The organism is Leisingera sp. ANG-M7 (genome assembly GCF_000813965.1).
GTDB lineage: Bacteria > Pseudomonadota > Alphaproteobacteria > Rhodobacterales > Rhodobacteraceae > Leisingera.
This window is the reverse complement of record NZ_JWLI01000001.1, coordinates 367,519-391,910: the sequence shown is the minus strand read 5'-3', so window position 1 is coordinate 391,910 and position 24,392 is coordinate 367,519. Positions and strand designations below refer to the sequence as shown.

Below are 24,392 nucleotides of genomic sequence, written 5' to 3'. Positions count from 1 at the left end.
ACGCCGGAGCCCGCGGCACCGGCCATTGAACCGGCCAGAAACCGGCGGCGGTTAATAGCCGCCGTCTTCATGTCCTTGCTGCCAAGCCTTGGCGAGGTTGCCGAAGCGGGTGAACTGCGCCTCGAACGACAGCTCCACCGTGCCGATGGGGCCGTGACGCTGCTTGCCGACGATGACCTCGGCTTTGGCGTGCAGCCGCTCCATCGCCTGCTTCCACTCTTCCATCTTTTCCAGCTCGTGGTCGCCGGGCTTTTCCCGTTCCTTGTAGTATTCCTCGCGGAACACGAACATCACCACGTCGGCGTCCTGCTCGATCGAGCCTGATTCCCGCAGGTCCGACAGTTGCGGGCGTTTGTCTTCGCGGTTTTCCACCTGACGCGACAGCTGCGACAGCGCGATCACCGGGATGTTCAATTCTTTGGCAATCGCCTTCATCCCCATCGAGATTTCAGCGATCTCGTTCACGCGGTTGTCCGACATGCCGCGGCAGAGCTGCAGATAGTCGATCACCAGAAGGTCCAGCCCGTGCGTCCGCTTCAGGCGGCGGGCGCGCGCGGCCAGCTGCGAGATCGGGATCGCGGGCGTGTCATCAATGAACAGAGGGCAGCTTTCCAGATCCTTGGCCGCCTGCACAAAGCGGCGGAATTCGCCTTCGGTCATGTCGCCCTGGCGGATCTTGTGCGAGGAAATCTCAGACGCTTCCGCCAGAATACGCCCCGCCAGCTGCTCGGCGCTCATCTCCAGTGAGAAGAAGCCGACGACGCCGCCATCCAGCGCCCCTTCCGATCCGTCGGGTTTCACCCCGCGTTTGTATGCTTTTGCGACGTTGAAGGCGATGTTGGTCGCCAGCGACGTTTTCCCCATAGAGGGGCGGCCTGCGAGGATAAGAAGGTCCGAGGGATGCAGGCCGCCAAGTTGTTTGTCGAGGTCCATCAGGCCCGTCGAGATGCCGGCCATGCCGCCACCCCGCTGATACGCCTCGTTTGTCACATTGACCGCTTCGGTGACGGCCTTAAGGAACGATTTGAAACCGCTTTCCGTCTGGCCCTGCTCTGCCAGCTGGTAAAGCGACTGCTCTGCCTCAACGATCTGCTCTTTAGGTTCTGATGCCACGTCAACGCGGCGCGCCTTTTCTGCAATCGATTGGCCCAGGGCAATCAGCTCGCGCCGGATCGCCAGGTCGTAAATCATCTGCGCGTAGTCCCGCACCGCAAAGGCGGAGATCGACGCGCCCGCGAGCTTGGCCAGATAGGCCGGCCCGCCCAGTTCCTTCAGCCCTTCGTGATCCTCCAGGAACGCTTTCAGCGTCACTGGCGAGGCCAGCGCGTTCTTGGAGATCCGCGCCGCCGCAACCTCATAGATGCGGGCGTGGACCGGGTCGTAGAAATGCGAAGAGTCGATGATCAGCGCGATCTTGTCGTAGACCTCGTTGTTGGTCAGGATCGCGCCCAGCAGCTGCTGTTCCGCCTCCACCGAATGCGGCAGCTCATTATCCGGCATGGCCTGATCCGCTTGCGCGGGGGCAGGCAGATGCTCCGGCATCGGGGCAGGGGGCGGCATATCGCCGTCGAAAGGGGTAATCTCGTTCATCACTGCTCTCGTCACTCGGCCCGCTTATACGGTGCCGCGCGGATTTCTCCTATCTGGGAATCTCTGTGGATTCCCTGTGGATAAAGCCGCAGGGTATGTGGGCCGTTTACCGCAAAAGGCCAGCAAGCCTGTCCTATTCAGGCTACATGATGCGGTGCAATCTGGGAAGGCCCCAAGATCTGCGCGCCAACCTGTACGGAAAACGATTCGGGGCGGGCTTGTCCACAGCCCGCCTTGTAACGCTTTACTTCGCGTAAGGCGATTGTCCGCCTGACCGGCTTCCAACCCTGGAACAGCGGGCGGTCTGCCTGCCGTCCCAAGCCTTTGATCCGCCTCAGGACTTATGCGCTTCCTGCCAGGCGCGCGGGTCCTTGAGGAACTTCTCCACTTCGGCCAGCGTTTCGTCGCTGAAGCTTTTCTGCGCTTTGGCTTCGGCCAGAACATCCCACCAGGTGCACAGGTAATGCAGCTCAACACCGTGTTCGCCCAGGCGTTTGGTGGTTTCGGGGAAGATGTCGTAATAGAAGATCACCGCGGTATGGCCGCAAGATGCGCCGGTCTCGCGGATCGCATCCACAAAGGACAGTTTGGAACCGCCGTCGGTGGTCATGTCTTCCACCAGCAGCACCCGCTGATCCTCGGTCATCACCCCTTCGATACGGGCATTGCGGCCATAGCCCTTGGGCTTTTTGCGCACATAGGTCATCGGCAGCGCCATGCGCTCGGCCACCAGCGCGCCAAAGGGGATGCCGGCAGTTTCGCCGCCCGCAATATTGTCAAACGCCTCGAAACCCGCGTTACGCATCACGGTCACGGTCAGGAAATCCATCAGCGTGGTCCGGATGCGCGGAAAGGAGATCAGCTTGCGGCAGTCGATATAGCTGGGCGAGGGCAGGCCGGAGGCCAGCGTATAAGGCTCATCCGTGTTGAAGTTCACCGCGCCGATTTCCAGCAGCATCCGGGCCGACAGGCGGGCGATTTCTTCTTTGGACGGGTAGGAGGTGGGGATCATGGTCGGGTCCTTTCTGGCGCCAGGAAAACTCGAATTTTCCTGGCAAATTTCTTCGAAGAAATTTGCGGCTCAGCCGCCTGCGTTCCAATAGACCGGGAAGCCCGGATCAAACACGGTGACAGGTCCGTCGCCGCTTTCGATCTTTTCAGGGAATTGCACCGGCGCATCCTGCTTGGTCAGGGTCAGCGTCTCGCCGCTCACCGGCAGGCCATAGAACGCCGGGCCGTTTTCCGAGGCAAATCCCGCCAGCTTGTCCAGCGCGCCTTCTTCCTCGAACACATGCGCCAGCAGGGACATGGTGTTGGTGGCGGTGAAACAGCCGGCACAGCCGCAGGCGCTTTCCTTGTTGGGGTCGGTGTGCGGCGCCGAGTCGGTGCCCAGGAAATAACGCGCATCGCCAGATGTAGCAGCGGCGCGCAGCGCCAGACGGTGCTCCTCGCGCTTGGCGACCGGCAGGCAGTAGTAATGCGGCTTGATACCGCCGACCAGGATGTGGTTGCGGTTGATGATCAGGTGGTGCGTAGTGATCGTCGCACCCAGATCACGCTCCTGGCTTGCCACGTAGTCGGCGGCGTTCTTGGTGGTGATATGCTCCATCACCACGCGCAGGCCCGGTGTCGACTGCCGGATCGGGTCCAGCACACGGTCGATGAAAACCGCCTCGCGGTCGAAGATGTCGATGTCGTGGTCGGTCACCTCGCCGTGGGTGCACAGCGGCAGGCCGATCTCGGCCATTTTCTCCAGCACGGCACGGACATTGTCGAAATTGGTCACACCCGAGGCTGAATTGGTGGTGGCGCCCGCAGGGTACAGCTTCACCGCCTTGACCAGACCGCTGGCGTGGGCCGCAGCCACATCCGCCGGGTCGGTGTCCTCGGTCAGGTAAAGCGTCATCAGCGGTTCAAACGCCATCCCCTCCGGCAGCGCTGCCAGGATGCGGTCGCGGTATGCGGCGGCCTGCGCCCCGGTCACCACCGGCGGCACCAGATTCGGCATGATGATCGCGCGGCCGAAATGGCGGGCGGTTTCGGGCAGCACGGCCTGCAGCATGGCGCCGTCGCGCAGGTGCAGGTGCCAGTCATCGGGGCGGGGGATGGTCAGCGTCTGGGTCATGCGCGTGCGTTAGCACATGGCGGCGGGGAAACAAAGCGGCAGAATGCGCGCGGGTCCGTCTGGCTCAGCGCTTGTCCGGGATGGTGAATTCGCCGTTTTCCGCACGCTTCTGCATCTCCTCCAGGCGGCGGCGGAACCGCGGTGCCCGCATCCGCTCCGTCACGTTGCGGCAAAGAAGCGCAATCAGCACTCCGCGGTCCTCCCGCTCCAGCCGGCCCAATAGGTTGCGCAGGAAGAACGGGTTGTTGCGCCGTGCCCGGAACAGCTTGTAAAAGGCCGCCTCCGACAGCTTTCCGCTGCCTGCCAGCGACAGGATGTGATAGAGCATCTCCATCTCGATCAACCGGGTCTGCACCGCGTCCCCCATGTGGCTGGAGCGCAGCCGGGTGACATTCCTGCGGGCAAACAGCGCCGCGTGCGCCGCATCCAACCGCTCCTGCGGGTCATAGATGACAAAGGCCTGCCCGGCAGCATCCAGCATGTCCGGCGCATAGCCGTAACGGTCGGTGAACGACAGCCGCCGGTTCTCGGCAAAGCGGTCGTCCCATTCGGTCATCCTCGGGTCCAGCGTTGCCTGCGGCTGCACTGCCACAACGGTGGCACCGGGGGAGGCCACGGAATACGCCGCTGCCGCATACCCGCAAGGGCCCGCGCCGTAGAACAGCACATTGTCAAATTCGTCAAAGAAGCCGTCGTCGATCAACTGGTCGAAGAAGCCATAGATGCGCTCGTCACGGAACCAGGTGTCGCCGTCAGAAACCACGCACATATGCGACCAGCCCAGGTTCTTGACCAAATCGAACCCTAGCGGCTGCGCCTGGTCCGAAAGGTTGTGGATGCCCTGCATAGTTTCAAACGTCACCAGCAGGGTATTGCCCTGGTCGATAAAGGTGGTGAAATGCTTGTCGCCCAGCGGCTGGTACATGCCGTGCGCTTCGGCCAGCGCCGCCAGCCGCGCCTTCCATTGCGCCGGTTTCAGCCCCGAAAGGTCTTCATCCAGATTTTCGAGTCCGTCCTGCATGACTTCCACCTTAAGTCCCCCTGCGCCGAGCGGCGGTTTTGCTGATTTACGCCTAGGTGACAAATAAGGCTAAATTTGGAAAAACTAAGGCCTCTTTACTGTCTGGTCCGGGGCGATCAGCGGGCGGTTGCCTGCCTATCGCGCGCCAATGCCCTCTTAGCCCTGCCGCATGCCGCCCTCTGCCGCCAGTCCCAGCATCGCAAAGCGCCGCATCTGTGCGCCTGCCTCCGCCGTCAGCACCCGCGCGGGCGGGGTCATCATCAGGCGGGTGAACAGCGCCCGGTTCTCCTCGGCCAGCATCAGCTCCAGGAACTGTGTTTTGCGCCAGGCGACGGCTGTGCCATGCAGCCGGGCCAGTTCCGCATCCGCCATCAGCTCCGCCTGCAGCGCAGCGCGCGCGGGCTCATAGCGGGCAATTGCATTGTCCTCGCAGGCAGCATAGTTGCGCTCAACCCAGTAATCCATGCCCAGCGGCGCCTGCCGGTTCACCCGGCCCCGGGCCGCTTTCAGCACATAGCTCTCCATCGCACCCAATGGGTAATGGTTCAGCTGCGCCAGCCGCGTGTTGGACTGGCCGTAATCGGAAAACAGCCGTTTGGTCTTGAAGTCCCCGCCCAGCTCGCGCCCCTCGCAGTCAAACCAGCGGTAGCGCTCCAGCCGCGCCTTGTCCTTGATGCTGCGGGGCCGGTGCACGCCGCATTTCCCATAGGTGCCGTCATTGCGGTAGAGCGTCTTGAACATCACCGCCCGCCAGGGCCAGTGGACTACCTCAGGCGCGCATTGCGTGAATTGCTCCGTGACCGGACGGTCCTCATAGGCCGCCACGCCGCCATTGCCGAACAGCCGCCAGGTCAGGGGAATGGCATCCGCATCCGGCAGCGCCGCCAGCAGGTCCGCCACCGTGCCTTCGCCGGTCTTGATGCAGGGGAACTCGTCGATATCCGCCACCAGCACCCAATCCGCGGCTTTCATCAGCGGGTGCTTGTCCGCCATCTTGAGCGCGGTGAACTGAATGCCTTCGCTGCCATAAGGCCCTTCGTTGCGCACATGCGCCAGCTGCCCCATCTTCTCCAGACGGTCCAGCATCACATCCGTACCGTCCTGGCAATCGTTTGAAAACACCAGGAAATCGGTGAAGCCCGCCGCGCGGTAATGGGCCAGCCATTCCAGCAGAAACGCGCCTTCATTGCGCACGCACAGGATGGCCAGCACCCCCATCGTCACACGCTCCCGCAGCGCGTGGCTGCCGGTTGAAACCGCATCTGGGGTGTCTTGCTCATGCCTCGGCTTTCTTTCTTGTTGCCGCCAGTCTTACCCGAAGGCGGCTGCGATACAAACCCTCCCGCTTCGCCGCAGCGTCGCGGTCACCTGCGCTTGACCGTTGCGCCTGCCCGTGGCCTGTTGGGCGGGGCAAGGGGAGGTCATCGATGCAGGCACAAACCATCGAACAGGTGCAGGAGCTGCTGTCGCAGCAGGGCTACGTTTGCGGCCGGGCGCTCGCCACCGTTGTGTTCCTCTCGCTGAAACTGGGCCGCCCGCTGTTTCTGGAGGGCGAGGCCGGCACCGGCAAGACAGAGATCGCCAAGGCGCTGGCCGCCGCATTGGGCCGCCGCCTGATCCGCCTGCAATGCTACGAGGGGCTGGATGCCGCCAGCGCCGTCTATGAATGGAACTTCGCCGCCCAGATGGTGGCGATCCGCACGGCTGAGGCCGCGGGCAGCGCCGACCGCACAGCGCTGCAGACCGAACTGTTCTCTGCCGATTACCTGATCGAACGCCCGCTCCTGCAGGCGATGCGCCCGGATGAGCACGGCGCCCCGGTACTGCTGATCGACGAGCTCGACCGCACCGACGAACCGTTTGAGGCCTTCCTGCTGGAAGCGCTCAGCGATTTCCAGGTGACGATTCCCGAACTTGGCACCATCCAGGCGCCGGAGCCGCCGATTGTCATCCTCACCTCAAACCGCACGCGGGAGGTGCATGACGCCCTGAAACGCCGCTGCCTCTACCACTGGGTGGATTACCCCGATTTCCAGCGTGAACTCGACATCCTGCACGCCCGCGCGCCCCAGGCCAGCGAACAGCTCAGCCGAGAGATCGTCGCCTTCGTGCAGTCCTTGCGCACCGAGGACTTGTTCAAGAAGCCTGGGGTGGCCGAGACCATCGACTGGGCCAATTGCCTCTTGGCGCTCGACGTCATCGCCCTCAGCCCCGAGGTGATCGCCGACACCCTCGGCGCCATCCTGAAATACCAGGACGACATCGCCCGCCTGCACGGCTCCGAGGCCAAGCGCATCCTTGATCAGGCCAAGGCCAGCCTGGACGCGGCCTGATGCTTCATCTTTCTGGAAATACTCCGGGGGCATGGGGCAGCGCCCCCATGAGAGCTAGTGCCTGACTGCCCGCCGCTCACCTTGCCGGACGACCCCAAGCTGCTCCGCAACATCACCCATTTTGCCCGGGCCCTGCGCAAGGCGGGGCTTCCCATCGGCCCGGGCCGGGTGCTGGACGCCGTGCGCGCGGTGGCCGCTGCGCGCTTTACCAGCCGTCGGGACTTCTACTGGGCCTTGCACGCCTGTTTTGTCACCAAGCCGGAACAGCGCACCGTCTTTGCCCAGGTGTTCCGCCTCTTCTGGCGCGACCCCCGCTATCTGGAGCAGATGATGGCCGCCATGCTGCCTGCCATCCGCGGCGTGCAGGAGGACCGCCCTGCCAAACCCGCCGAAAAACGCGCGGCAGAGGCGCTGCTGGACGGCATGCTGGAGCAGCCGGAGACGTCGGCGGAAGAGGAGGACGGCACGGAGATTGAGATCGACGCCTCCCGCACCATGTCAGCAGAGGAACGCCTCAGGACGCTGGATTTCGAACAGATGAGCACGGCGGAAGTTGCCACCGCCAAGCGCATTCTGGCGCAGCTGAAACTGCCGGTGACCCCGATCCAGTCCCGCCGCCTGATGGCTGCGCCGCGGGGGCACCGGGCCGACTGGCGCAAAACCTTACGCAATGCCGCGCGGCAGGGCGGCGACCTGCAGCAGATCGCCCGCGCCAAACGCCGCATCCGCTGGCCCAATCTGGTGGTGCTCTGCGACATCTCCGGCTCGATGAGCCAGTACAGCCGCATCATCCTGCATTTCCTGCACGCTGCCGCCAATGCCCGGGGAAATTCTGGTGGGCAGGGCTGGGCGCGGGTGCATGGCTTCACCTTCGGCACCCGCCTGACCAACATCACCCGGCATTTGCAGCAGCGCGATGTGGACGCGGCGCTGGCCGCCGCGGGAGCGGAGGCGCAGGACTGGGAGGGCGGCACCCGGATCGGCGACTGCCTGCACGCCTTCAACCGCGACTGGTCGCGGCGCGTCATGGGGCAGGGCGCGGTGGTGCTGCTCATAACCGACGGGCTGGACCGCGGCGACCCCGAGGGCCTTTCGCGCGAAATGCAGCGCCTGCAATTGTCGTCCCGCCGCCTGATCTGGCTGAACCCCCTGCTGCGCTGGGACGGCTTTGCCCCCAAGGCACAGGGCATCCGTGCGATGCTGCCCTACACCGACAGTTTCCGCGCCGGCCATTCCATCGCCTCACTGCAAGATCTGGCGCAGGTGATCTCCAGCCCCTCTGATGCGGGTGATAAGGCGCGGCTGATGGCGATGCTCTGATACGGATGCCGCTTGAAACCAGCGCCGCAAGCGCCGATGTTTAAACGCAAACCAACCGGACACCGGAAGGCCCGCCAATGCAATCCATGACCCCGTTTGAACACGCCCCGGAAACCGCGCTGGACTGGCACAAGGCGGGCACTGGTGCGGCGCTGGCCACCGTGGTGCAGACCTGGGGCTCCGCCCCGCGCCGCACCGGGTCGCAACTGGTGGTCTCGGGCGAAGGTCAGATAGAGGGCTCGGTCTCCGGCGGCTGTGTCGAGGGCGCGGTCGTGAGCGAGGCGCTGGAGGCGCTGCAGGATGGCCAGCACCGGCTCTTGGAGTTCGGCGTCAGCGACGCGGACGCCTTTGCCGTCGGCCTCGCCTGCGGCGGCACCATCAAGGTGCTGGTGGAACCTGTCGGAACTGCTTTGCCGGCGGCGTTGCTGGAAGAACTGGTTGCGGCCCGCGCGGCCCGCAGCCTCGTCGCCTATGAGGTGAACCTCACCACCGGCGCCCGCCGCCTCACGGGCACAGATTACGCGGACCGGATGCGGATGGACCGCTCAGGGCTGGAGGAGGACGGGGAGACCTTCGTGGCGGTCCACAATCCGCCTTTGCGGCTAATCTGCGTTGGTGCCGTACATATCACTCAGGCGCTGGTGCCGATGGCGCGGATTGCGGGTTATGACCCTGTGATCATCGACCCCCGCACGGCTTTTGCCTCGCAGGAGCGGTTCCCGGGCGAAACCCTGATGGACGATTGGCCGGATGAGGCGGTCGAAAAGTTGGGCCTGGATACCCGCACCGCGCTGGTGCTGCTGACACACGATCCGAAACTGGACGATCCGGCACTGCAGGCGGCACTGGCGGCGGATGTCTTCTACATCGGCGCGCTGGGCAGCAAGAAAACCCAAGCCTCCCGCGTTGCCCGGATGCAGGAGGCGGGGTTCACCGAAGACCAGATTGCCCGCATCCATGGCCCCATCGGCCTTGATATCGGGGCCGCCGGCCCGGCGGAAATCGCCGTCTCGATCCTGTCGGAATTGACCGCCGTCCTGCGCGGCAAACAGCCATGAGGTTCGGCCCGGTTCCCTTGGAAGACGCCGAGGGCGCGATCCTCGCGCACTCGCTGCAGGGTGCCAGCGGCAAGGTCGCCAAGGGCACGGTGCTGAGTGCAGACGACCTCGCAAACCTTTCTGCCGCCGGCCATGGCACCCTGACCGTTGCCCGGCTCGACCCTGCCGACCTGCACGAGGATGCCGCGGCGGAGGCGCTGGCCAAGGCGCTGGTGCCGGACCCCTCCGCACAGGGCATCCGCATTTCCGGCGCCGGCACCGGACGGGTGAACCTCTATGCCACTGGCGCCGGGCTGGTGCGGCTGGACCCGGAAAAGCTGGCGGGCGTCAATGCAGTGGACCCGATGATCACGGTTGCCACCGTGCCGGATTATCACCGCGCCGATGCGGGCGGCATGCTGGCGACCATCAAGATCATCTCCTACGGCGTGCCCGCCGATGCCATCCGCCGCGCCAGTGAGGGGGTGGGGGACGCGATCGGGGTTCTGCCGCCCGTCTTGTCCTCTGCCACGCTGATCGAAACCACGGTGAGCGAGGACACCCCTTCGGACAAGGGCCGCGCCGCGATGGCGGGCCGCCTGCACCGGATGGGCATCACCCTCACGCCCCGCGTGGTCGTGCCGCATCAGGACGACGCGCTGGCGGAGGCGATCACAAACGCGCCGGGGCAGCTGGTGCTGATCCTCACCGGCTCCGCCACCTCTGACCCTGATGACGTGGCGCCTCAAGGGCTGCGGCAGGCAGGCGGCACGGTGACCCGTTTCGGCATGCCCGTGGATCCCGGCAACCTGCTGTTTCTCGGCAAACATCAGGAGAGGGTGGTGATCGGCCTGCCGGGCTGCGCGCGGTCTCCGGCCCTCAATGGTGCCGACTGGGTGCTGGAGCGGGTGATCTGCGGGCTGCCTGTGACCTCCGCCGATATCGCTGCCATGGGGGTTGGCGGGCTGTTGAAGGAAATTCCTACCCGCCCGATGCCGCGCCGCGACGCAGAAGGCTGAATGCGGCACTGCAGCGCGGGATTTGTGACGCAAGGTCACAACCTTGGGTAAGCCCTGCTGACGCGAATTTGCACTTCTGTTTCCCCGGAAAACACTTCGCGGAACGGGGGCACCCGTGCTTAACTCCCCTCAGCCAGACAAAAACAAGCTAAAGGGAGGGTACTATGGCCAAGGTCTCCATGACCGTGAACGGCAAGGCTGCCAGCGGCGACGTTGAAGGGCGCACGCTGCTGTCATCATTCCTGCGCGAGCAGCTGGGGCTCACGGGCACCCATGTGGGCTGCGACACCAGCCAGTGCGGCGCCTGCGTGGTGCATGTGGACGGCAAGGCGGTGAAGGCCTGCACCATGCTGGCGCAAGAGGCCGAAGGCGCCGAAGTTGCCACCATCGAAGGGCAGGCCAACGCCGACGGCTCGCTGAACACGATCCAGCAGGCGTTCCAGGACCACCACGGGCTGCAATGCGGCTTCTGCACGCCGGGCATGGTGATGTCGGCGGCAGCGCTCCTGAAGGACAACCCCAAGCCCACTGAAGCGGAAATCCGCGACTACCTTGAAGGCAACCTGTGCCGCTGCACCGGCTACCACAATATCGTCAAGGCGATCATGGCGGCCTCGGGCCAGGATGTCTCCTCCATCGCGGCGGAATAACCGGACGACCCCAGGCCGGCACCCGGCCTGAGCTGAACAAGGAGTGACTGACAAAGAGGTGCGCCGCACAGGCAGCACCCTCCAGGGAGGAAGACCAGACATGCCCAAAGATAACGGCATCGGCGCCAGCCCCAAGCGGCGCGAGGACGTGCGGTTCCTGACAGGAGCCGGAAACTATACAGACGACATCAACGTGCACGGCCAGGCCCATGTGCATTTCCTGCGCGCTGATGTGGCCCACGCAACCATCAATTCCATCGATACATCCGCGGCTGAAGCAATGCCCGGCGTGGTGAAAATCTTCACCGGCGCCGATTTCGCCGAGGTGGGCGGCATCCCCTGCGGCTGGGGCGTCACCGACCGCCATGGCAACCCGCAGCAGGAGCCGCGCCACCCGATCATCGCGCATGATACGATCCGCCACGTGGGTGAGATCGTTGCCGCAGTGGTCGCTGACACGCTGGAACAGGCCCGCGATGCGGCGGAAGCGATTGAGCTGGATCTGGGCGACAAGCCCGCGGTGGTCAACATGGGGGCGGCACTTGCAGACGGCAGCCCAAAAGTGCACGAGGATCTGACCTCAAACCTCTGTTATGACTGGGTGTTTGGAAATCCCGATGACGATGCCGTGCAAGCGGCCTTTGACAGCGCCGCCCATGTGACCACGCTGGAACTCGTGAACAACCGCCTGGTTGCCAACCCGATGGAGCCGCGCGTGGCCATCGGCGATTATAGCCGCGCCACGGATGAGCACACGCTTTATACCACCAGCCAGAACCCGCATGTGATCCGCCTGCTGATGTGCGCCTTTGTGCTGGGCCTGCCGGAGCACAAGGTGCGGGTGATCGCGCCGGACGTGGGCGGCGGCTTCGGCTCCAAGATCTTCCACTACGCCGAGGAAGCCTTCTGCACCTTCGCCGCCAAGGCCTGCGGGCGGGCGGTGAAATGGACCTCCACCCGGGCAGAGGCGTTTATCTCCGACGCCCATGGCCGCGACCATGTGACGAAGATCGAGCTTGCGCTGGATGCGGACAACAACTTCACCGCGCTGCGCACAAATACGATGGCCAATATGGGGGCGTATCTGTCGACCTTCTCCACCTCGGTGCCCAGCTACCTGCATGGCACCCTGATGGCGGGGAACTACAAGACGCCGATCGTTCAGGTGAACGTCAAGACTGTTTTCACCAACACGGTGCCGGTGGATGCCTACCGCGGCGCGGGCCGGCCGGAAGCGACCTATCAGTTGGAGCGGGTGATCGACAAGGCCGCGCGCGAGCTGGGCGCCGACCCGGTTGCCCTGCGCCGCCAGAACTTCATCACCGAGTTTCCCTATGAAACCCCGGTGGCGCTGACCTATGACACCGGCGATTACGTGGCGACAATGGACAAGCTGGAGCAGGTCGCCGATGTGGCAGGCTTTGCCGCCCGCCGTGCTGAAAGCGAGAAGAACGGCAAGCTGCGTGGCTTTGGCGTCAACTGCTATATCGAGGCCTGCGGCATCGCTCCCTCCAACATCGTTGGCATGCTGGGCGCGCGGGCGGGTCTCTATGATGCCGCCACCGTGCGGGTCAATGCCACCGGCTCCATCAGCGTGATGGTCGGTGCACATTCCCACGGGCAGGGGCATGAAACCTCCTTCCCGCAGGTGGTGGCCGACATGATCGGCATCGACGAGAGCATGGTCGACATCGTGCACGGCGACACCGGCCGGGTGCCCTTTGGCATGGGCACCTACGGCTCGCGCTCCATCGCGGTCTGCGGCTCCGCCATGGTGCGGGCAACCGAGAAGATCATCGCCAAGGCCAAGAAGATCGCCGCCCACCTGATGGAGGCATCGGACGCCGATATCGAGTTGAAGGACGGCCAGTTCACCGTTGCGGGCACCGACAAGTCGGTGGCCTGGGGCGATGTCTGCCTGACCGCCTATGTCCCCCACAACTACCCGCTGGAGGAACTGGAGCCGGGGCTGGAGGAGACCGCCTTCTATGATCCGGCGAACTTCACCTATCCGGCCGGCGCCTACGCCTGCGAAGTGGAGGTGGATCCGGATACCGGCAAGGTCAGCATTGAACGGTTCGCGGCGGCGGATGATTTCGGCAATATCATCAACCCGATGATTGTCGACGGCCAGGTCCATGGCGGGCTGGGGCAGGGCATCGGCCAGGCGCTCTTGGAAAACGCCGCCTATGACGAGGACGGCCAGCTGCTGTCGGCCTCCTTCATGGATTACGCCATGCCGCGCGCCGACGACGTGCCGTTCTACCAGGTGGACCATTCCTGCCAGACGCCTTGCACCCACAATCCGCTGGGGGTGAAGGGCTGCGGCGAGGCCGGCGCCATCGGATCACCGCCAGCGGTGGTCAACGCGGTGATCGACGCGCTGCAGTCGGGCGGCAAGAACGTGGCCCACATTGACATGCCGCTGTCGCCTGCGCGGGTCTGGGCGGCGATGAATGGATGAGGTGTTCGCGGGGGCGCTGCCCCCGCACCCCCGGGATGTTTCCAGCCAGAAGAAGAGCTTGAACGTTCTTTGGAAAGGAAAAGAAGATGTATGAATTCGAGTTCGAGAAACCCTCAACCGTTACCGAGGCGGTGGCCGCGCTGGCGGATGAGGACGCGCAGGCGCTGGGCGGCGGGCAGACGCTGATCCCGACGCTGAAACAGCGGCTGGCGATGCCGTCGAAACTGGTGAGCCTCAGCGGCATTGCCCAACTGAAGGAGCTGAGCGGCAACGGCGGTATGCTGACCATCGGCGGCGCGGTCACCCATGCTGAGGTGGCTGCGGCTGCGGCCGTCAGCTATCCGGCCCTGGCGGATCTGGCCAGCCATATCGGCGATCCTGCAGTCCGCAACCGCGGCACCATCGGCGGTTCGCTGGCCAACAACGACCCGGCTGCCTGCTACCCGGCGGCGGCGCTCGGCAGCGGTGCCACCATTGTGACCAACGCCCGCGAGATCACCGCCGATGACTATTTCCGCGGCCTGTTCGAGACTGCGCTGGAAGAAGGCGAGATCATCACCGCAGTGCGTTTCCCGGTGCCGGAAAAGGCCAATTACCAGAAGTTCCTGCAGCCGGCCTCGCGGTTTGCCCTGGTGGGCGTCTTTGCGGCGAAATATGCGGCGGGCGTGCGGGTGGCTGTCACCGGAGCGTCAGAGGAGGGCGTTTTCCGCTGGCATGAGGCCGAGGCGGCGCTGGACGCCAGCTTTGCACCGGACGCTCTGGATGGTCTTAGCGTCGATGCCGGCGGCATGATCGGCGATCTGCACGGTTCCAAGGAATACCGCGCCCATTTGGTCGGGGTGATGACGAAACGCGCGGTGGCCGCAGCGGGTTGACCAGCCGCAGTGGAATGACAGGTGCAGGCACCGGTCTCCGGTGCCTGTTTCCGTTTCAGTGCCGCAGATAGGTGGACATTTCTTCCAGCAGGTTCTGGGTCTTTCCCGACAGCTCCCGGATCTCGGTGGCAATGACGGCAAAGCCCTTGCCCATATCGCCGATCCGCGCCGCCTCGATCGAGGCATTGAAGGAAATGAACTTGATGTTCTTGCCGACGCCTTCGGCAGTGGCGATGGTGGCCCGCATCTGCGCGTCGCGTTCTTCCTCGCGCTGCTGCTGCGCCTCGCGCAGAGTTTGCACCATGTCCTTGAGGAAGGCCGACACCGCGGGTTCCAGCCGGTAGAGGCAGAGGGCAGCCAGATCCGGCACCGCGCGCACCTGCGCCAGCGCGGCGCCCTCCGCGGCAGTGACGGCATGGTGCAGCGGCGCCAGCATCTCAAGACAGGACTGGCGCTTGGCCTCCAGCTCAGCGGGCAGGGCATAGCTGCACTCTGCCAGCAGGGCATCCAGCCCGCTGCCGAGCATATCATGCGCCGCGCAAATGCGCCGCACCGACAGCGCCAGAACATCCTCTGTACCCGCGCTGTCCGCCCCCTCCGGCGCCTGTGCCAATGCCAGGAGAGACAAGGCGGCGATGCGGCTGGGGCCGATGGCCATGAAGGCGGTGTTCTGAACGTCGGTCAAGCTGGTCATGCGTCTGCCTTCACTGGGGATGACATCTGTATAGGGGGCAGGCGTTAAGGCAGCGCTAACCGATGCAAAAGAAAAACCCCGCAAGCGGCAGCTTGCGGGGTTGCGTCCGGCACCAGCGGTGCGCGGGCTTATTTCTTGGCGAGCGGCCCGATCATCATGATCATCTGGCGGCCTTCCATCTTCGGCATGTTCTCGACCTTGCCGATTTCCTTGACGTCCTCGGCAACCCGCTCCAGCAGCTCGCGGCCGAGGTTCTGGTGCGCCATCTCGCGGCCGCGGAAGCGCAAGGTGACCTTCACCTTGTCGCCGTTCTCCAGGAACTTAACTACATTGCGCATCTTCACATCGTAGTCATGGGTGTCCGTATTGGGGCGGAACTTGACCTCTTTGACCTCGATGATCTTCTGCTTCTTGCGGGCTTCGCTCTCGCGCTTCTGCTGTTCATACTTGAACTTGCCAAAGTCCATGATCTTGCACACGGGCGGGGTGGCGTTGGGCGAGATTTCAACCAGATCAAGTCCGGCCTCTGCCGCCATGTCCATGGCTTTGGCCGGGTGCACAACCCCGACGTTTTCGCCATCGGCGCCGATCAGGCGGATTTCGGGGGCACGGATTTTTTCGTTGACGCGCGGGCCGGTGTCGCGTTGCGGCGGCGCGTTATGAGGTCTGCGGGCTATGACTGCGATCCTTCTGTCATTGCAAAAAGTGCGGGAACGCTACTGCCCCCGCGCGTGTGATTCAAGCGTTATGGGCGGTATGGCGGCAGGAAAGGCGCTTTTCAAGGCCGCATGTTGCAAATGGCTTGGAAAACAGGCGTGAAACCGGGTGCAGCGCCAAGTGAGCGGCGCGGCGCAACAGCCTGAAAAGGCGCGATTGCGGCGGCCTTCCGCCAGTTTTGCGCAGGCAGGGCGGCGCTCAGCCGCCCGTGACGCGCCTGGCGCAAACTTCCCCCTTGAGCTGCGGCGCTTGCATCGCCATCTGGCAGGCAGATGCCGCACCAGCTGCGGCCCCGGCCCGGGCGGGCCGGCAGGAGTGAGGAGAGAGACCATGAAACAGTTGTTGATTGTGCTGGCGCTGGGCGCCGCGGCCGTTGGGGCCTATCTGGTGGTCAGCCGCCAGGACGCGCAGGAGCTGGTCCCGGCTGAGGCGCCGGCGGTGCAGGAAGAGCAGAGCAGCACCGCACCGGTAACCTCTGAAGAGCCGGCGGCTGCGGCAGAGGAAGCTGCCGAGGCAGTTGAAGAGGCCGTTGAGGCAGGCACAGAGGCGGCAGGTGCCGCCGTCGAGGCCGCGCAGGATGCGGTGAACGAAGCCGCAGAGGCGGTCACGGAAACCGTGGGCGATGCGCTGGACAGCGCAGGTGAAGCGGCCGGGAACGCCACCGGCACTGCGGCGGATGCAGCTGCTGCTGCGGCTGACAGCGCGGTGGATACCGCAACGGGCGCGGCTGACAGTGCCGCAGATTCCGCGGCTGGCGCGGTCGAAGCCACCCAGGATGCGGCAACCGAAGCTCTGGACAGCGCAACCTCTGCCGCTGAGGAACTGCTGAACCAGTCCGGCACCGCCGCAACCGGCACCGCTGATGAGGCGGCAACCGCCAGCGAGTAACCGATCCCGCTGCTGGTGCAGAAAAGGAAAGGCGGCCGGGATGTCCCGGCCGCCTTTTCCGTTTCAGGATTGATCCGCGCTGCAGCTGCGGGTCAGTTCGGCCGCACGTGCACCTGCGCCTGGGCCTGCTGGGCAAGGCGCGCCATATGCTCCAGCGGCGCTTGGGCTGCGGGCTGTTCAGCCGGCGATTGCGGTACCAGGAATGTAAGAAAGCTCTCCCAACCGCCGCTGGCGCCGCCCTGTTTGCGGGCGCGCTGGATCTGCAGCTGCGCCACCGCGATCAGGTCCAGGGCCTTGCCGCCGTCGTAGTCCTTGCCGGTGAGCCCGGCCAGATGACTGCGGAAACGGCCGCCCATCGAATTCAAGAGCAGCATCGGGGCGGTCATCGGCTGGCCTTCCTGCACCAGCGCGTCGAACATCTGGTCGATGTCCTGCGGTGCCATGGCACGAAGATCAAACTGCGCCTTGACGGCGGCAATCCTGTCCTGCAGCGGCGGCTGCACCGGGTCGGGGCGGTTCTGGAAGCCGGTGAGCGCGGCGCGGACGCGGGCCTTGCCTGCTTCGGTTCTGACGGACTGAAAGACGGGCGCCTGCCCGGGGGCCGTTTCATTGTGCATCTGCTGGTGCTCCATTCTGGATCTCAGCAGCAGAATTACCGATTCATCCCCAACAAAAGATAAACGGGAGGCGGCAGCCTCCCGTCAAAACAGTGTCAAAATTCGGGCAGCCCGCCGGGCGGCCCGGCCCGGGATCAGTCCAGGAAGGCCTTTTCCACCACGAAATGCGCAGGTTTCGAGTTGGCGCCTTCTTCCAGCCCGTAGGTGTTCTCGAACAGGTCCTTGAGCTCCAGGTTGAAGGCCAGGTTGCCGCAGATCATCGCGCGGTCGCTTTCCGGGTTCAGCGGCGGCACGCCGAGATCCTCAAACGCCTCGCCAGAGCGCATCAGGTCGGTGATGCGGCCCATCTTGGGGCTCTCTTCGCGGGTGGTGGTCGGGTAGTACTTGATCTTCTTCCAGAAGCCTTCGCCGATCACCTCATTGAGCAGCTCGTCGTCCTTCAGGCTCTCGATCAGTTCGCGGCCATAGGTCAGCTCGCCCGCCTCGCGGCAGGTGTGGGTGATGATGACCTCATCGAATTTCTCATAGGTTTCCGGCTCGCGCAGCAGCGAGGCGAAGGGCGCAAAGCCGGTGCCGGTGGCAAAGAACCAGATCCGCTTGCCCGGAACCAGCGCATCATGCACCAGGGTGCCGACGGGCTTGGGGCGCAGGATGATCTCGTCGCCTTCCTTGATGTGCTGCAGCTTGGAGGTCAGCGGGCCGTCCTGCACCTTGATCGAGTAGAACTCCATTTCCTCGTCCCACGACGGCGAGGCGATGGAATAGGCGCGCAGCAAGGGCTTCACCTTACCGGTCTTGGGGTCCGGATCATTCATCAGGCCGATCATCACGAACTCGCCGGAGCGGAAGCGCAGGGACGCGGGCCGGGTGCAGCGGAAGGAGAACAGCCGGTCGGTCCAGTGTTTCACCTGGGTCACGGTCTGGGCGTCGGGCAGCGCCGGCACGGCCTTGGCCGGTTTCGGGTCGGTTGCAGTGTCGGTCACGGGTGTCATCTCATTCATCGGTTCCACTGCCGGAGGAGTAGCCGGCACCTCTGATTAGTCCTTGATACATGTCAGGAAAACCCCCTGTTTTGCGAAACCGGCCCCGCGTTTGACGCAACGGAGCCGGTTTCAGGGAGCGTTCCCGGGTTCGGGGGCTGGCTTAGCGGGCAGCGGTGCTGCCGCGCAGGCGGGCCTGATAGCTGTGGTCTTTCCAGTTGGCGCGGGCCAGCCACTGGTCCTCGGGCTGGCGGGCGGCCAGCTCGTCAGTCAGCTCGACCTCGTCAAAGCCGGAACGGCGGGCCATGGCATACTGGTCTGCAATCACATGGCCAAAGGCGCGCAGGCGGCCCTGGTAGCCCTTCAGCCGCAGCTGGCGGGCCAGGGTGAAGCCGCGGCCGTCGGCAAAGCTTGGGAATTGCACCCGGACCAGCTCCACGCCGTCCAGCGACACGTCGTTCAGATTGGCGTCGGAGGCCAGCTCCAGCACGTCTGATCCCTCAAAGCCGGTGGTCCAGTCGTCGGCGGCAAAGCCGGTGTCGGTCACGATAACAGTCATCTCACTCACGCTCCTGTGCGTACCATTTGGCCGTCCACCACGTGGATGCCGCATTCTTCTTTGTTCTCTCCGCGCCACCGGCCGGCGCGCGGATCTTCGCCCTCCTTGACCGGGCTGGTGCAGGGCGCGCAGCCGATCGAGGGATAGCCCTTGGCCACCAGTGGATGGCGGGGCAGGCGGTTCTCATCCATATAGGCGCGCACGTCCTCGGGCGCCCAATGGGCCAGCGGGTTGATCTTCAGCCGCCCGGTGCCTTCCTCGACCTCGAAGAACTCCAGCGCCGCACGGGTGCCGGCCTGGAACCGCTTGCGGCCGGTGATCCAGCCGTCGTAACCCGCCAGCGCCTTTTGCAGCGGCACGGTCTTGCGCAGCGTGCAGCAGGCGTCCTTGTCGCTGAACTTGAGGGCCCCATAGGGGTCCTTCTCGGCGATGTCATCGGCGCGGATGATGCGCACATTGCGCAGGCCCAGCCGCTCGCTCACTTCCTGCTGATAGATCAGCGTTTCGGTGAACAGCAGTTCGGTGTCCACGAACACAACCGGGGTCATCGGGTCGATGATCGCGGCCATGTGCAAGAGCACCACGGATTCCGCGCCGAAAGAGGAGACCAGGGCGATGTGCCCTGCATCCCGCAATGCGCCCTCCATTACCGAGGTGGCCGAATGGTGGCGGTAGCGCGCATTCAGCGCTTCCGCCTTGGCGGCCAGCTCCCGGTCCCGGAGAAGCTCTGCTTCTCCGGCGGGCCTATTTCCGGCTGGTTGGAACATCAGATCAGGCGACCTTTTTCTGAGCCTCGGGGTACAGTGCTGCCTTGAACGGCTCCATGCCGATCCGGCGGTAGGTTTCGAGGAAGGTTTCCTCGGCGCTCTCACGCTGGGCCATGTAGACCTCGACGATGCGCTCCACGGCGGGAACGATCTCGTCATAGGCAAAGCCGGGGCCGGTGCGGGTGCCGATGGCGGCCGTCTCGGTGGCGTCGCCGCCCAGGGTGATTTGGTAGTTCTCGACGCCCGCGCGGTCCAAACCAAGAATGCCGATATGGGCAACATGGTGGTGGCCGCAGGCGTTGATGCAGCCCGAGATCTTGATCTGCAGATGGCCGATATCGTGCTCCATCTTCAGCTCGTCAAAGCGGGTTGCAATCTCCTGCGCGACCGGGATCGAGCGGGCGGTTGCCAGCGCGCAGTAATCCATGCCCGGGCAGGCGATGATGTCCGAGATCAGGCCGATGTTTGCAGTGGCCAGGCCGTTTGCCTTCAGGGTTGCGTGGATTGCCGGCAGGTCGTTCTTGTGGACATGCGGCAGGATCACGTTCTGCTGGTGGCTGATGCGCAGCTCGCCATAGCCGTACTGCTCTGCGAGGTCAGCCATCACCCGCATCTGCTCGGCGGACGCGTCGCCCGGGGTTGCCCCATGCGCCTTGATCGAGATGGTGGCGATGGCGTGGCCGTCGGCGCGGTGCTCTGCGAGGTTGGTGTCGGCCCAGGCGCGGAACACCGGGTCGTTTGCATAGGCTGCATCGAACGCATCGGTCGGGGCGGAGCGGAACTCCGGCGCCTGGAAATGCGTCTTGATCTCTTCCAGCAGCTGCTGGTCGGTGCCGTCGTACTGGCCGCGGATCGCCATAAAGGCTTCCTCGGTCATCGCGCGGTAGGTGTCGATGCCGTTCTCGGAAACGGTGATCTTGATGCGCGCCTTGTACTTGTTGTCGCGGCGGCCCAGCACGTTGTAGACGGTCAGAACCGACTCCAGGTAGGGCAGCAGGTCTGCCTGCGGCAGGAACTCGCGCAGCACCTGGCCGATCATCGGGGTACGGCCCAGGCCGCCGCCGACGATCACCTTGAAGCCGATCTTGCCGTCCTGTTCCACCACCTGCAGGCCCACGTCATGCGCCTTGATCACAGCGCGGTCGGCGCTGCTGCCGGTGATGGCAATCTTGAACTTGCGGCCCAGGAACTGGAATTCCGGGTGGTCGGTGGACCACTGGCGGATCAGCTCGGCATAGGGGCGTGGGTCGGTCAGCTCATCCGCGGCGGCACCGGCGAAATGGTCGGCGGTGGTGTTGCGGATGGTGTTGCCCGAGGTCTGGATGGCGTGCAGCCCGACTTCACCCAGCGCGTCCAGCATGTCCGGCAGGTCGCGCAGTTTCGGCCAGTTGTACTGGATGTTCTGGCGGGTGGTGAAATGGCCGTAGCCCTTGTCCCACTTCTCGGCCAGCAGCGCCAGGGTGCGCATCTGGTTCGGGTTCAGGGTGCCATAGGGGACCGCAACCCGCAGCATATAGGCGTGCAGCTGAAGGTAGACGCCGTTCATCAGGCGCAGCGGCTTGAACTCATCCTCGGTGAGGGAGCCGTCGATGCGGCGCTCGACCTGGGCGCGGAACTGGGCGTTGCGTTCTGCCAGGAAGGCTTCGTCAAACTCGTTGTACTTATACATTGGCTTGCGCCTCCTGCTTGCCATGGAAGTAGTTCGAGGGGCCGGTGCGGCGGAATTCCTCGCGGAAGTGGGTCGGCTCGGGGCCGTTCGGGCCTGCCTTGGCGTCGGCCAGATAGGCGCCGACGATTTTGATGTTCTGCTTCTCCGCTTCCAGCAGGCGCAGCTGGGCGTCTGCCTCGTCGGTGATCAGCTCAGCCTCCGACAGCTCGCGGGTCCAGGTGTCTTCGGCGGTGAAGTAGATCACGTCGCCCTCGAGCAGGTCGTTGGCGGTGATGACTTTGGGTGTAAAGGCGCGGGCCATTATGCAAGCTCCGTTTTGAGATCGTTCAGGGCTGCCGCCGCCTGGCGCGGGGCAAGACCCAGGAATGTGAGGGCAGGGCCATCGAAACCAGCCGCATCCAAGTCGGCGGGCAGGCGGTCCAGCGTTGTTTCCAGCACCCGCTGATCGGGGCGCGAGGCGTTTTCGATGATGGTCACCGGCGTTGCACGGTCGGCGCCATGCATGATCAGGCGGCCCTGCACAAAGCGGGCGGATTTCTTGCCCATGTAGACAGCAGCAACCTCGCCCGGGCGCGCCAATGCGGCCCAGTCGTGGTCGGCAAAGCCGGTCATCGCGTGGCCAGTCAGGAACCGGACCGATGTATTGCGGCCGCGCTGCGTCAGGCTCTGGCCGATGGCGGCCACGGCCGCAGAGGCGGCGGTGATGCCGGGAATGATGGTGTAAGCGATGCCGGCTTCCTCGCAGGCGGTCAGCTCCTCATCCAAGCGGGCAAAGATTGCAGGATCGCCGCCCTTGAGGCGCAACACCTTCTTGCCCTGCTTGGCCAGCTCGACCAGACGGGCGTTGATGTCGGCCTGGGAGACCTGAGCACCGAAACCTTCCTTGCCGGCGTCTTCCAGCACCGCCTGCGGGCCGGCCAGCGCGAGGATTTCAGCACTCACCAGACGGTCATGCAGAATCACATCGGCGGATTGCAGGGCGCGCAGGGCTTTCAGGGTCAGCAGCTCCGCATCGCCGGGGCCGGAACCCGCAAAGCACACCTGGCCTGCAACCATACAGTCCATGCTGCCACGGACGTGAGTGGCGGCATTGGCAGCATGTATAGATGGTGCGGACATTCCTGTACCCTCTGAGTGTGTTTGACTTGAGGGTAGATATAGGAAATATTCCCGGTATTGCGCTATATGGGCGGATAAATAAGAACATTGGTTTTGCCGCGGCGGGACATCGGGCCGATTGGTCCTCACAAAAGGAGAAAACAGGAATGACGGTGCGGATCGACGGCACGGACCGGAAAATTCTGGCTGAACTGCAGCGCGACGCCAGCCAGTCGCTGGATGAAATAGCCCGCCGGGTGGGGTCTTCCAAGACCCCGGTGTGGAATCGCATCCGCAAGCTGAAGGAGGCCGGGGTGATCGGCCAGCAGACAGTGCTGCTGGATGCGGATTCCCTGGGGTTCGAGGCCTGTTTCTTTGTCCTCATCCGCACCTCGGAGCATGAGGCGGAATGGCAGGCCAAGTTCCTGAAAGCACTGCAGGAACGCCCCGAGGTGCAAGAGGCGCACCGGCTGGCGGGCGACATCGACTATATTTTGAAAGTGCGCGTGCAGAACGCCCGTGCATATGACGTCTTTTATCAGGCGCTGATTTCAGAGGTGAAGGTGCACAATGTGACTGCGCTTTTGTCGATGGAAGAGATCAAGTCGACCACCATGCTGCCGCTGGGCAGCTGAAGGCGCGTGGCGGCGGCCGGCAGGCCGCCCCGGATCTCACAGCGGCGGGCGCAGCAGCAGATGGCGCCCGTCCTGCAGCCGCCACGGGGATGTGTCCTCGGTAGCGCTGGCTGGCACGACCCCGATATCGGCCAGCAGGTGCGGAGAGATCCCGGACAGCCGCTCCAGGTCGCGGTGCGGCACTTGCACTGGTTTCGTGGCTGCCGCGGAACAAGGCGCAGTTTTTCTCAGTCCAGCCAGGCCTGAAATCCAGCCAAGCACGCCGCGGATGAGAACCGCATGGTTCCGGGAGTGCGCTTTCTCACAATATGCTGTCATGGCAATTCCTCCGTTCGGGCCTCTGAGAGATAGAGGCTGCGGGGCTTGCGCGCAAACCAGTTAATCTCCACCATGGATCAGGAAAACTGATCCATGGTGATCTGATGCGCCTGCCGCCCCTGAATTCCCTGCGCGCCTTTGAGGCCGCCGCCCGCCATCAGGGCTTTATCGCTGCCGCGGAGGAGCTGTTCGTCACGCGCGGTGCGATCAGCCGCCAGGTGAAAATCCTCGAGGACCACATCGGCGTGCAGCTGTTTCACAGGGGAGCCCGCGGGGTGGCGCTGACGGCGGCGGGGCAGCGGCTTTATCCGGTGCTGACCGACGCCTTTGCGATGATGCAGCGCGAGTTGGGGCAGATCGCGGCGGATGCGTCGGAATTGCGGGTGATCTGCCCGCCGACGCTGTCGCTGCGCTGGCTGCTGCCGCAATTGGAGCTGTTCCGCGCCGCGCATCCGGAGATCACGCTGCGGCTGGCCACCGACTTTTACGGCAGCAAGGGATTTGAACGGTCGGAGTACGATCTGGGCATATCGCTAGAAAACATCCCGGGACGGCCTGCGGATATCGAGGTGATGCCGCTGTTCGGCATGATCCTCTCACCCGCCTGCGCGCCATCGCTGCTGCCTGCGCTTGCGGACGGTCCTGCGGCGCTGGCGGGTCTCAGGCTGCTGCATGAAACCCCGCGCCGCCAGGACTGGCACACCTGGCTGGGGCACTTCGGGGTGGAGGGGGTAGACCCGGACAGCGGCGAAGTCTTTCCGAACCTCGATATGGCAACCCGTGCTGCGGTTATCGGGACCGGCGTGGTGATGGCGGATCTGGTCCTGTGCCGCGATGAACTGGAAAGGGGTGATCTGGTGCTGCCCTTCCCGGAAATGGCCTGCGCCACTCCGCAGGGGTCCTATGCGCTGATCGGCGAACGGCAGAAATGGAATGACCCCAAGGTGGCGGCCTTCCGGGAGTGGCTGCTCAACAGTCCCGGCATGGCAGCCCTGCCGGTCTTGCCGGAGTAACGC

Annotated in this window: 25 protein-coding genes; 10 read left to right on the top strand and 15 right to left on the bottom strand. The window is 64.4% G+C overall.

Annotated features, from left to right (window positions below):
• Nucleotides 1-51: 51 nt before the first annotated feature.
• The 5 genes from RA26_RS02010 to RA26_RS01990 all read right to left on the bottom strand — a co-directional run bounded on the left by RA26_RS02010 (nt 52) and on the right by RA26_RS01990 (nt 5,954).
• Nucleotides 52-1,590: a replicative DNA helicase gene (locus RA26_RS02010; RefSeq protein WP_039179033.1), complete on the bottom strand. Its 1,539-nt coding sequence runs from the start codon at nt 1,588-1,590 to the stop codon at nt 52-54.
• A 334-nt stretch (nt 1,591-1,924) separates the two neighbouring features.
• A complete protein-coding gene (locus RA26_RS02005; RefSeq protein WP_039179029.1) occupies nt 1,925-2,602 on the bottom strand; it encodes an orotate phosphoribosyltransferase in 678 nt (225 codons plus the stop codon).
• A 69-nt stretch (nt 2,603-2,671) separates the two neighbouring features.
• Nucleotides 2,672-3,715 carry a dihydroorotase gene (gene pyrC / locus RA26_RS02000; RefSeq protein ID WP_039179025.1) on the bottom strand — a complete coding sequence of 348 codons (1,044 nt, stop codon included), beginning with the start codon at nt 3,713-3,715 and terminating at the stop codon, nt 2,672-2,674.
• 64 nt (nt 3,716-3,779) lie between these two features.
• Nucleotides 3,780-4,736, bottom strand: a complete 957-nt coding sequence (locus RA26_RS01995) for a hypothetical protein (protein ID WP_039179948.1) — start codon at nt 4,734-4,736, stop codon at nt 3,780-3,782.
• Nucleotides 4,737-4,892: 156 nt separating this feature from the next.
• Nucleotides 4,893-5,954, bottom strand: coding sequence for a glycosyltransferase family 2 protein (locus RA26_RS01990; protein WP_039179022.1), 1,062 nt, complete (start codon nt 5,952-5,954; stop codon nt 4,893-4,895).
• 209 nt (nt 5,955-6,163) lie between these two features.
• Between RA26_RS01990 and RA26_RS01985 the strand changes: the two genes are divergently transcribed.
• The 7 genes from RA26_RS01985 (at nt 6,164) to RA26_RS01955 (ending at nt 14,434) form a co-directional block, all read left to right on the top strand.
• Complete coding sequence (locus RA26_RS01985) at nt 6,164-7,069, top strand: AAA family ATPase (protein WP_039179019.1); 906 nt, start codon at nt 6,164-6,166, stop codon at nt 7,067-7,069.
• Between the two features lie 57 nt (nt 7,070-7,126).
• Nucleotides 7,127-8,389, top strand: a complete 1,263-nt coding sequence (locus tag RA26_RS01980; RefSeq protein ID WP_039179017.1) for a vWA domain-containing protein — start codon at nt 7,127-7,129, stop codon at nt 8,387-8,389.
• A 77-nt stretch (nt 8,390-8,466) separates the two neighbouring features.
• Nucleotides 8,467-9,447 carry an XdhC family protein gene (locus RA26_RS01975; RefSeq protein WP_446720167.1) on the top strand — a complete coding sequence of 327 codons (981 nt, stop codon included), beginning with the start codon at nt 8,467-8,469 and terminating at the stop codon, nt 9,445-9,447.
• On the top strand, nt 9,444-10,445 hold the full coding sequence (locus tag RA26_RS01970; RefSeq protein WP_039179014.1) for a molybdopterin-binding protein: 1,002 nt from the start codon (nt 9,444-9,446) through the stop codon (nt 10,443-10,445). Before RA26_RS01975 ends, RA26_RS01970 begins: the two co-directional genes overlap by 4 nt.
• Nucleotides 10,446-10,609: 164 nt before the next feature.
• Nucleotides 10,610-11,095 (top strand): (2Fe-2S)-binding protein, encoded by a 486-nt coding sequence (locus RA26_RS01965; protein ID WP_019295922.1) that lies wholly within the window; start codon nt 10,610-10,612, stop codon nt 11,093-11,095.
• A 100-nt stretch (nt 11,096-11,195) separates the two neighbouring features.
• Nucleotides 11,196-13,559, top strand: coding sequence for a xanthine dehydrogenase family protein molybdopterin-binding subunit (locus RA26_RS01960; RefSeq protein WP_039179011.1), 2,364 nt, complete (start codon nt 11,196-11,198; stop codon nt 13,557-13,559).
• An 86-nt stretch (nt 13,560-13,645) separates the two neighbouring features.
• Nucleotides 13,646-14,434, top strand: coding sequence for an FAD binding domain-containing protein (locus tag RA26_RS01955; RefSeq protein ID WP_039179008.1), 789 nt, complete (start codon nt 13,646-13,648; stop codon nt 14,432-14,434).
• Nucleotides 14,435-14,489: 55 nt separating this feature from the next.
• Here RA26_RS01955 and RA26_RS23345 read toward each other — a convergent pair whose 3' ends face one another.
• Entirely contained in the window at nt 14,490-15,128 is a 639-nt protein-coding gene (locus RA26_RS23345) for a methyl-accepting chemotaxis protein (RefSeq protein ID WP_039179006.1), read from the bottom strand.
• Nucleotides 15,129-15,256: 128 nt separating this feature from the next.
• Nucleotides 15,257-15,718: a translation initiation factor IF-3 gene (gene infC, locus RA26_RS01945; protein WP_342586110.1), complete on the bottom strand. Its 462-nt coding sequence runs from the start codon at nt 15,716-15,718 to the stop codon at nt 15,257-15,259.
• Between the two features lie 457 nt (nt 15,719-16,175).
• Between infC and RA26_RS01940 the strand changes: the two genes are divergently transcribed.
• Nucleotides 16,176-16,733 carry a hypothetical protein gene (locus tag RA26_RS01940; RefSeq protein ID WP_052272279.1) on the top strand — a complete coding sequence of 186 codons (558 nt, stop codon included), beginning with the start codon at nt 16,176-16,178 and terminating at the stop codon, nt 16,731-16,733.
• 92 nt (nt 16,734-16,825) lie between these two features.
• On the opposite strand, the gene RA26_RS01935 is transcribed toward RA26_RS01940, so the two are convergent.
• From RA26_RS01935 to cobA, 7 genes are all read right to left on the bottom strand, one after another.
• Nucleotides 16,826-17,350 carry a hypothetical protein gene (locus RA26_RS01935; protein ID WP_241482570.1) on the bottom strand — a complete coding sequence of 175 codons (525 nt, stop codon included), beginning with the start codon at nt 17,348-17,350 and terminating at the stop codon, nt 16,826-16,828.
• 134 nt (nt 17,351-17,484) lie between these two features.
• Nucleotides 17,485-18,351, bottom strand: coding sequence for a ferredoxin--NADP reductase (locus RA26_RS01930; protein WP_039178998.1), 867 nt, complete (start codon nt 18,349-18,351; stop codon nt 17,485-17,487).
• A 142-nt stretch (nt 18,352-18,493) separates the two neighbouring features.
• The gene (locus RA26_RS01925) at nt 18,494-18,889 is read right to left on the bottom strand and encodes a DUF934 domain-containing protein (RefSeq protein WP_039178995.1); all 396 of its coding nucleotides are present in this window, start codon (nt 18,887-18,889) and stop codon (nt 18,494-18,496) included.
• Between the two features lie 5 nt (nt 18,890-18,894).
• Nucleotides 18,895-19,656: a phosphoadenylyl-sulfate reductase gene (locus RA26_RS01920; RefSeq protein WP_039178992.1), complete on the bottom strand. Its 762-nt coding sequence runs from the start codon at nt 19,654-19,656 to the stop codon at nt 18,895-18,897.
• A 4-nt stretch (nt 19,657-19,660) separates the two neighbouring features.
• Complete coding sequence (locus tag RA26_RS01915; protein WP_039178989.1) at nt 19,661-21,325, bottom strand: nitrite/sulfite reductase; 1,665 nt, start codon at nt 21,323-21,325, stop codon at nt 19,661-19,663.
• Nucleotides 21,318-21,626, bottom strand: coding sequence for a DUF2849 domain-containing protein (locus RA26_RS01910; protein ID WP_039178987.1), 309 nt, complete (start codon nt 21,624-21,626; stop codon nt 21,318-21,320). Before RA26_RS01910 ends, RA26_RS01915 begins: the two co-directional genes overlap by 8 nt.
• Nucleotides 21,626-22,381, bottom strand: coding sequence for a uroporphyrinogen-III C-methyltransferase (gene cobA, locus RA26_RS01905; RefSeq protein ID WP_039178984.1), 756 nt, complete (start codon nt 22,379-22,381; stop codon nt 21,626-21,628). The genes RA26_RS01910 and cobA overlap by 1 nt, the downstream gene beginning before the upstream one ends.
• A 209-nt stretch (nt 22,382-22,590) precedes the next feature.
• On the opposite strand from cobA, the gene RA26_RS01900 reads away from it, so the two are divergent.
• Nucleotides 22,591-23,058, top strand: coding sequence for an Lrp/AsnC family transcriptional regulator (locus RA26_RS01900; protein WP_019295909.1), 468 nt, complete (start codon nt 22,591-22,593; stop codon nt 23,056-23,058).
• Nucleotides 23,059-23,094: 36 nt separating this feature from the next.
• Here the strand turns inward: RA26_RS01900 and RA26_RS01895 are convergent, their stop codons facing one another.
• Nucleotides 23,095-23,376 (bottom strand): hypothetical protein, encoded by a 282-nt coding sequence (locus tag RA26_RS01895; RefSeq protein WP_039178982.1) that lies wholly within the window; start codon nt 23,374-23,376, stop codon nt 23,095-23,097.
• A 104-nt stretch (nt 23,377-23,480) separates the two neighbouring features.
• Between RA26_RS01895 and RA26_RS01890 the strand changes: the two genes are divergently transcribed.
• Nucleotides 23,481-24,389, top strand: coding sequence for a LysR substrate-binding domain-containing protein (locus RA26_RS01890; protein WP_039178979.1), 909 nt, complete (start codon nt 23,481-23,483; stop codon nt 24,387-24,389).
• Nucleotides 24,390-24,392 lie beyond the last annotated feature (3 nt).

Excerpts from the sequence above, each read along its gene's own strand:
- pyrC (WP_039179025.1), bottom strand. The coding sequence starts at position 3,715 with ATGACCCAGACGCTGACCATCCCCCGCCCCGATGACTGGCACCTGCAC.
- RA26_RS01990 (WP_039179022.1), bottom strand. The coding sequence starts at position 5,954 with ATGGGGGTGCTGGCCATCCTGTGCGTGCGCAATGAAGGCGCGTTTCTG.
- RA26_RS01935 (WP_241482570.1), bottom strand. The coding sequence starts at position 17,350 with ATGCACAATGAAACGGCCCCCGGGCAGGCGCCCGTCTTTCAGTCCGTC.
- RA26_RS01985 (WP_039179019.1), top strand. The coding sequence starts at position 6,164 with ATGCAGGCACAAACCATCGAACAGGTGCAGGAGCTGCTGTCGCAGCAG.
- RA26_RS01975 (WP_446720167.1), top strand. The coding sequence starts at position 8,467 with ATGCAATCCATGACCCCGTTTGAACACGCCCCGGAAACCGCGCTGGAC.
- RA26_RS01960 (WP_039179011.1), top strand. The coding sequence starts at position 11,196 with ATGCCCAAAGATAACGGCATCGGCGCCAGCCCCAAGCGGCGCGAGGAC.
- RA26_RS01970 (WP_039179014.1), top strand. The coding sequence starts at position 9,444 with ATGAGGTTCGGCCCGGTTCCCTTGGAAGACGCCGAGGGCGCGATCCTC.
- RA26_RS01895 (WP_039178982.1), bottom strand. The coding sequence starts at position 23,376 with ATGACAGCATATTGTGAGAAAGCGCACTCCCGGAACCATGCGGTTCTC.
- RA26_RS01920 (WP_039178992.1), bottom strand. The coding sequence starts at position 19,656 with ATGTTCCAACCAGCCGGAAATAGGCCCGCCGGAGAAGCAGAGCTTCTC.
- RA26_RS01955 (WP_039179008.1), top strand. The coding sequence starts at position 13,646 with ATGTATGAATTCGAGTTCGAGAAACCCTCAACCGTTACCGAGGCGGTG.
- RA26_RS02010 (WP_039179033.1), bottom strand. The coding sequence starts at position 1,590 with ATGAACGAGATTACCCCTTTCGACGGCGATATGCCGCCCCCTGCCCCG.
- RA26_RS01900 (WP_019295909.1), top strand. The coding sequence starts at position 22,591 with ATGACGGTGCGGATCGACGGCACGGACCGGAAAATTCTGGCTGAACTG.
- RA26_RS01930 (WP_039178998.1), bottom strand. The coding sequence starts at position 18,351 with ATGAATGAGATGACACCCGTGACCGACACTGCAACCGACCCGAAACCG.
- RA26_RS01910 (WP_039178987.1), bottom strand. The coding sequence starts at position 21,626 with ATGGCCCGCGCCTTTACACCCAAAGTCATCACCGCCAACGACCTGCTC.
- RA26_RS01940 (WP_052272279.1), top strand. The coding sequence starts at position 16,176 with ATGAAACAGTTGTTGATTGTGCTGGCGCTGGGCGCCGCGGCCGTTGGG.
- RA26_RS01915 (WP_039178989.1), bottom strand. The coding sequence starts at position 21,325 with ATGTATAAGTACAACGAGTTTGACGAAGCCTTCCTGGCAGAACGCAAC.
- cobA (WP_039178984.1), bottom strand. The coding sequence starts at position 22,381 with ATGGTTGCAGGCCAGGTGTGCTTTGCGGGTTCCGGCCCCGGCGATGCG.
- RA26_RS01995 (WP_039179948.1), bottom strand. The coding sequence starts at position 4,736 with ATGCAGGACGGACTCGAAAATCTGGATGAAGACCTTTCGGGGCTGAAA.
- RA26_RS01925 (WP_039178995.1), bottom strand. The coding sequence starts at position 18,889 with ATGACTGTTATCGTGACCGACACCGGCTTTGCCGCCGACGACTGGACC.
- RA26_RS23345 (WP_039179006.1), bottom strand. The coding sequence starts at position 15,128 with ATGACCAGCTTGACCGACGTTCAGAACACCGCCTTCATGGCCATCGGC.
- RA26_RS01965 (WP_019295922.1), top strand. The coding sequence starts at position 10,610 with ATGGCCAAGGTCTCCATGACCGTGAACGGCAAGGCTGCCAGCGGCGAC.
- RA26_RS02005 (WP_039179029.1), bottom strand. The coding sequence starts at position 2,602 with ATGATCCCCACCTCCTACCCGTCCAAAGAAGAAATCGCCCGCCTGTCG.
- RA26_RS01890 (WP_039178979.1), top strand. The coding sequence starts at position 23,481 with ATGCGCCTGCCGCCCCTGAATTCCCTGCGCGCCTTTGAGGCCGCCGCC.